6 protein-coding genes are annotated in these 5558 nt (G+C 55.8%); 3 read left to right on the forward strand and 3 right to left on the reverse strand.

The annotated features are described in order from the left end of the window. Positions 1-355: 355 nt before the first annotated feature. The 3 genes from ABSE61_RS35665 (at position 356) to ABSE61_RS35675 (ending at position 1001) form a co-directional block, all read left to right on the forward strand. The gene (locus tag ABSE61_RS35665; RefSeq protein ID WP_423875861.1) at positions 356-421 is read left to right on the forward strand and encodes a DUF4167 domain-containing protein; all 66 of its coding nucleotides are present in this window, start codon (positions 356-358) and stop codon (positions 419-421) included. Between the two features lie 126 nt (positions 422-547). Continuing rightward, on the forward strand, positions 548-742 hold the full coding sequence (locus tag ABSE61_RS35670) for a hypothetical protein (RefSeq protein WP_423875856.1): 195 nt from the start codon (positions 548-550) through the stop codon (positions 740-742). A 10-nt stretch (positions 743-752) separates the two neighbouring features. Next, positions 753-1001: a hypothetical protein gene (locus ABSE61_RS35675; RefSeq protein WP_423875857.1), complete on the forward strand. Its 249-nt coding sequence runs from the start codon at positions 753-755 to the stop codon at positions 999-1001. 1015 nt (positions 1002-2016) lie between these two features. Here the strand turns inward: ABSE61_RS35675 and ABSE61_RS35680 are convergent. From ABSE61_RS35680 to ABSE61_RS35690, 3 genes are all read right to left on the reverse strand, one after another. Continuing rightward, positions 2017-2196, reverse strand: a complete 180-nt coding sequence (locus ABSE61_RS35680; RefSeq protein WP_423875858.1) for a hypothetical protein — start codon at positions 2194-2196, stop codon at positions 2017-2019. 325 nt (positions 2197-2521) lie between these two features. Beyond that, positions 2522-3925: an adenylosuccinate lyase gene (gene purB / locus ABSE61_RS35685; RefSeq protein ID WP_423875859.1), complete on the reverse strand. Its 1404-nt coding sequence runs from the start codon at positions 3923-3925 to the stop codon at positions 2522-2524. A gap of 25 nt (positions 3926-3950) precedes the next feature. Beyond that, positions 3951-4931 (reverse strand): Bug family tripartite tricarboxylate transporter substrate binding protein, encoded by a 981-nt coding sequence (locus ABSE61_RS35690; RefSeq protein ID WP_423875860.1) that lies wholly within the window; start codon positions 4929-4931, stop codon positions 3951-3953. Positions 4932-5558: the final 627 nt, after the last annotated feature.

Genomic DNA, 5558 nt, shown 5'->3' on the forward strand with positions numbered 1-5558 from the left:
ATTGGCTGCGGTCATACCGCGCGCGGTTTTCATTCGTCCACATCGGCGGCCCCTCCGAATCAGGCCACCTCTCTTGAATCACAAATGATTCATAGGATTCAACTTCTTCCCGGACAGACACTCAGGATATTTTGCGCGAGGCGCCCGGGCCAAGGAACGCCTGTGCTCACCGGGCAGCCGCGCCAAAATACGAAAGTGATGATCAACGCAATGCTACGAAGATCGCGACCCACCCAAGGAAATCAACCGACCGGATTCGTCCGCCCCCGTGCGGGTAATGTTCAAAACGTCCAAAGAAGCTATGAACGCTATTTGTCCCTTGCCCGCGCCGAAGCTCTGACAGGGGGATCGGATCGTGGCGGAGAATTTCTTCCAACACGCCGAGCACTATTTTCGGGCAATGCGCGAGAATAAAACTTAAAGATGCGAGCCAGCAAAGTGTTGCGTCTGCCAAATGAATTTTTGGAGTCCGAGGTCTGCGAGTCGATGCAGGCTGCGTCGCGCGCCTACACTCGGGGAAGATTCAAACCCGAAAACGGCTAAATCGATGGAAAACGAAAAGAAGCCCGGCGGCTCAAACATCCATTACATCGCGCCCCCTGAGCGCCCAAAGCGCTTTGTGAGCCGCACACGTTTGTTGATGGGCTTGCTATTGATCGCCGCTATTCCGATCTTCATTAGCCTGGCCAACAAGGCCGTGCATGAAGACGCGGAGGCAATCCAGCACAGTTTCGGTCGATAGGAGTGAGACCATGGCCGGTATTACATATTTCGTGGCGTTGCCGTTCGATGTTGCTGACGGCAACGTCGTTATTGGTGAACCCATCGAATGTCCAAGCCCCGCAGCCGCGATAGAACGTGCTCAAGGTCTTTGGAAAGTGTTGGGCCACACAGGTGCGGTCGCGTTCAGTCGCACCGGTGATCCAGCTACCGGCGATTTCCGCGATGCGACTATGTTGCGAAAGTTCGGCGTTGTGCCCGATGATTTGAGCGCTCTGTGAGGATTGGCTCGGACCCAAAGCGCCGGATCGGAATCATTGTTAACAATTGCTCGATATCGTGCAGATCGTCGCGGATTCGTCTCGAGTACCGTGACCATAGGTTATGCATGCAATCATTTGAGATCACTGATCCAATAGAGGCCCGACGTAGCCGCTTCGCTCAATTTAGGGGTCAGAAGGCAACCGTGATGTTAAACGGATTGCCGGTCACGGGGATGGTCCGTTCGGTCAAGGAGCATCAGTCCAGCAATCCCATACGCTGGACCGTCACGGTGGTCCCTAAGGAGGGAAGGGCAAGCCCACCACTGTGGTGCAGTTCAGGCAAGCAGCGTTCTGCTTGATACGGTCACCAGCGCTAGTGGGCTAACGAGACGGTTCTTGTTCAGCCGCCGCGCAGCCTTGCGTGACTTCATGCGAAAGGGATTTCTGCTTTTCACATAGGCAATGGGGCTGCCTAGTTCGGCGGGTTCCCGATTCATCCCTGGCTTGCGCGCGAACGTTATCCGCCGCCGATTACAGATTGTAGGCGCAGCATCGACTCGGAGTCACCCTCAACGTTGTTTGGCCCCGTTGCCATTGGACCGGCGTGCATCTCGTTATTTTGAAAACGAGAAGCTATTTCCCGATGCGCTAGATCGCTCCAACGATCAGCCTCTCCCAACCATTTCCAATTGTGCGCGCGGTCGGAAATGGCGCGTTGTCTGCACAACAATTCGATTTCGCGGCAGCCTACTATCAGGTTGGTCAATGCCATACTCCCTGGACTTGGGTCTTCTTCGGCCCACATTACCGAGCCGGTTTGACCCTTTAGAGTCCACAGTGTGCTTTAAGAATGATGTGACAGCCGACCTGACGTGTTGGGAACCTCCTACCGGGTGCGTTCGATGGCCTCACCATGGCAGACAGGAGCGACTCATGAGCATTGCGCAACTCACACGCTGAACGACGAACCGCCCTGGCAACGCAGGTGAGGCGGCCGGCATAGCAACGTCTTGAGCAAAGGGCCTCGAATTGGCTAACTTGAGATGTCAATTTCGTTCGAGATGGCTGCTTCTATCTCTTGCGCGTTAGTCAACTTCTGCTCATCCGACTTGATTGCCAAGGGACCGGCCTTAGACGTTTGGTCCGCGATCAGTTTCACTTCTGCCTGGCTTACAACGAATTGCGCCGGATATGTCGGGCCAATGGTCGTCATGTCTCCCTCCTGGGATGCCATAAATTCTCAGGGAGTCATTCATAGTTTGCTAAGAAGTTTGGTGAATCGACACACAATCCAACTCGGTTCCGATGCATAGAAGCGCGGCCTATGACGTCTGCTACGGGCGAAAGAGCGGACCTCAAAATTCTTGGCCAGGAGGTCAGCTTTGACCCTCAGCGGACCTGCGCGCTGACCGTTGCAACGTTCGCTTCCGTTAGCAAGGCAGACCATGGGCGGGGCTGAATCGTCGTGGAAATCGTGTCCAAAAATGCCGGAGCTGGCGCTGTTTGCTAGGCTTTGGTGGAGCCGACTAATAGCTAAACTATTCCCGTTTATCGGATAGGGGCGTCGGCGAAGACCGAGAGCTCCTTTCGCCCTCTTGGCGGGCTTTGCGCACAATTCGGTCGACAAAGAATCCAGCCGACCCGGTGTAAATATGCGGATCCAGCATCTCGTCAATTTTCTCAGGTGTTAAATTTCGTTTGATGTCCGGATTGTCCAGCAAGCCATCCTTGAAAGATGCGTCGGCTTCGAAGACCTTCATGCAAATCTCGTAGACCATCTCATGAGCCCTCTGCCGGCCGAATTTGGCGCTTAGCGCCATCATGACCGGCTCTGACATCAGGAGCCCCTTCTGGATCCACAAATTCCGCTCCATGTTTTGCGGCTTCACGGTCAGGCCAGCCACGACGACACACGCTTTCTTGGCTGCGGCATCCGCCAGGCAGCATGCACGTGAAATGAACTCCCGCTCTGTTTGCAAACCGATCTTGTCGCGTTCGTGTTCCGTCATCATAGCTTCCAGCGCCAGCGGCGCCGTGCTGCGCAAGATCTTCGAGATCGCCACGATTGTTTCGCAGGTCGGCGGATTGCGCTTATGCGGCATCGTGCTGCTGCCGACCTTGCCGGGTGAGAATGGCTCTTCCAGTTCGGCGAACTCGGTTTTCTGCAAGGAATAAATCTCATGCGCCATCCGGCCGATCGTGGATGTGCAAATAGCGAGCACACAGACCAGTTCGGCGATACGGTCCCGCGACGACTGCCACGAGATCTCTGGGCAGGCGAGGCCCAGTTCATTCATCAAACCGCGTTGAACCGGCTCGCCTTCGGCCCCGAGCGCCGCGAGTGTGCCGACGGCGCCCCCGAACTGGCCAACCAGCACCCGTCGTCGCATTTCCCCAAACCGCTCGAGATTACGACAGACTTCATCCAGCCATTGGGCCACCTTGAAGCCAAATGTTATGGGAAGAGCTTGCTGACCGTGTGTGCGGCCAGCCATGACTGTGGATTTATGCGTCTCGGCAAGATCCGCCAGGTTGCCCGACAGCCGCCTAGTCGCCGCTTCGATCTCGTCAAGAGCCTCGCGTAACTGCAGGATCGTGCCGGTATCCATAATATCCTGCGTTGTCGCGCCCCAGTGCACGAATTGACCAGCATCTCCGTCGCAGACTTCTTTTATAGCGCGGACAAGTGGTACGATGGGGTGGCTGGTCCGGTCCATTTCCCGCTTCATCGCGTCGAGATCGAAAAGCTCAACCCTGGCCTTGCGCGTTATTTCGTCCGCAGCCGACTGCGGTACGATACCTAACCTTGCTTCCACGCGCGCAAGTGCGGCTTCCACATCCAGCCACTTCTGAACGGTATTCTCGTCGCTGAAGATGCGCCGCGATGCCTCGGTGCTGAACTGGTCCCCGAATAACCGGCTATCAATGACGTAGGCGGCCATGTATTCTCCCGCTGGTTTACGAAATTCAGTCTGCGTGAAGGTTTGCCGCCCGGATCACATTGCCCCATTTCACCGTTTCATCAGCGATGAAGCGTCCGAAGTCAGCCGGCGAATTTGCGAACGCGGTTGCGCCCTGTTCGCCAAGGTGCGCTATCAGTTTCGGATCGGCGAGCCCCACGTTAACTTCCTTATTGAGCTTCTCGACAATCTCGGCCGGCGTGTTCCTGGGTGCGCCAATCCCGTACCAGCCGCTGGCTTCGTATCCGGTCAAAAACTCGCCGACGGTTGGAATATCTGGAAGCGCGTCCGATCGATGCGTGGTGGTCACCGCCACAGCCCGCAGACTTCCTGCGCGGATGTGTTGGATACAGGCAGGCATGGTGCTGAAAAAGACCTGAACCTGCCCTCCCAGCAAGTCGGTGATCGCAGGGCTCGCGCCGCGATATGGAACGTGAACGAGGTTGACCCCCGCCATGATCTTGAACAGCTCACCTGATACCTGCGTCCCGCTACCGATGCCGGCCGATGCCATATTGAGCTTACCAGGATTGGCTTTGGCGAGCGCTATGAATTCCGGAACCGTGCTGGCCTTCACCGACGGATTCAGCACCATCACGTAAGGCTCGCGCGCGATCGAGGCGACCGGCGTGATGTCTTGCAGGAAGTCGAAACTGAGATTTTTGTAGAGCGTCGCGCTGATTGAATTTGGTGCGCCAATCAAAAGAAGTGAGTAGCCGTCGGGACGGGCCCTCACGACGGCCTCCGTTGCGATGTTGGTGCCTGCCCCTGGCCGGTTCTCGATCACGAATGGTTGGCTGAGACGTTCTGAAAGCCACTGCCCTATGAGACGTGCGATGATGTCATTGCCACCCCCGGCCGGGAAGCCCACCACAAAGCGAACTGGCCGAGCGGGAAACTCGGTCGCCCATGCGAGGTGCGACGACGAAATTGGAAACGCAGCCGTGGCGGCGGCGAGGCGCAAAAAATGGCGGCGTAAAAGCTTCATGATAATCCTCCCGGCACATAACGATTGAAGATCGCAGCAGCGACGCAGGTTATCGAAAGTTCAAAACGCTCCCTTCGGCATAATGCCGTCATTCGCTTAGTAAATGCAGCCAACTGCAAAGACGCAAAGCCTAGACGGATCGCAGTCGAATTTCGAGTACCGCGGTAGCCTCGCTGGAAGTTTTTCGAGCTGAAATACCCGAAGAATCTCTTGCGGTTGTCGATCAGGATGTTCGTTTCCGGTAGTAAAGCGGACTAAACTCGTCAGGCTATTGTGGCTCAGCGGTCGGCCCGACGACGTCACCCGTCACTGTTAATTATGGGACAGGTGCGACACGCATGGCACCATTTGTACTTCGGTACGAACGGGATGATAGGCGTTAAATGGTTGACGCCTCGCGCGCACGCGCGCGTAAGTGATATTTTCCGTAAATGTGAGCAATATTGACCAGCGAGCAGAGTGCGCTGCAGCGTAAACAACAACTCAAGGCCCTGCCTTCGGATCACTGGAAGCAAAACATAACGCTTTGGGAATGCGATTGCATTTAATGAAAAGGAAAAAAGATATGACTGTCGTTCAAGACAAGATGAAGGCCATCGCGACCGCTCACGTCGATTACGTAAAGTC

It is taken from the genome of Bradyrhizobium sp., assembly GCF_049519115.1.
Taxonomy (GTDB): domain Bacteria; phylum Pseudomonadota; class Alphaproteobacteria; order Rhizobiales; family Xanthobacteraceae; genus Bradyrhizobium.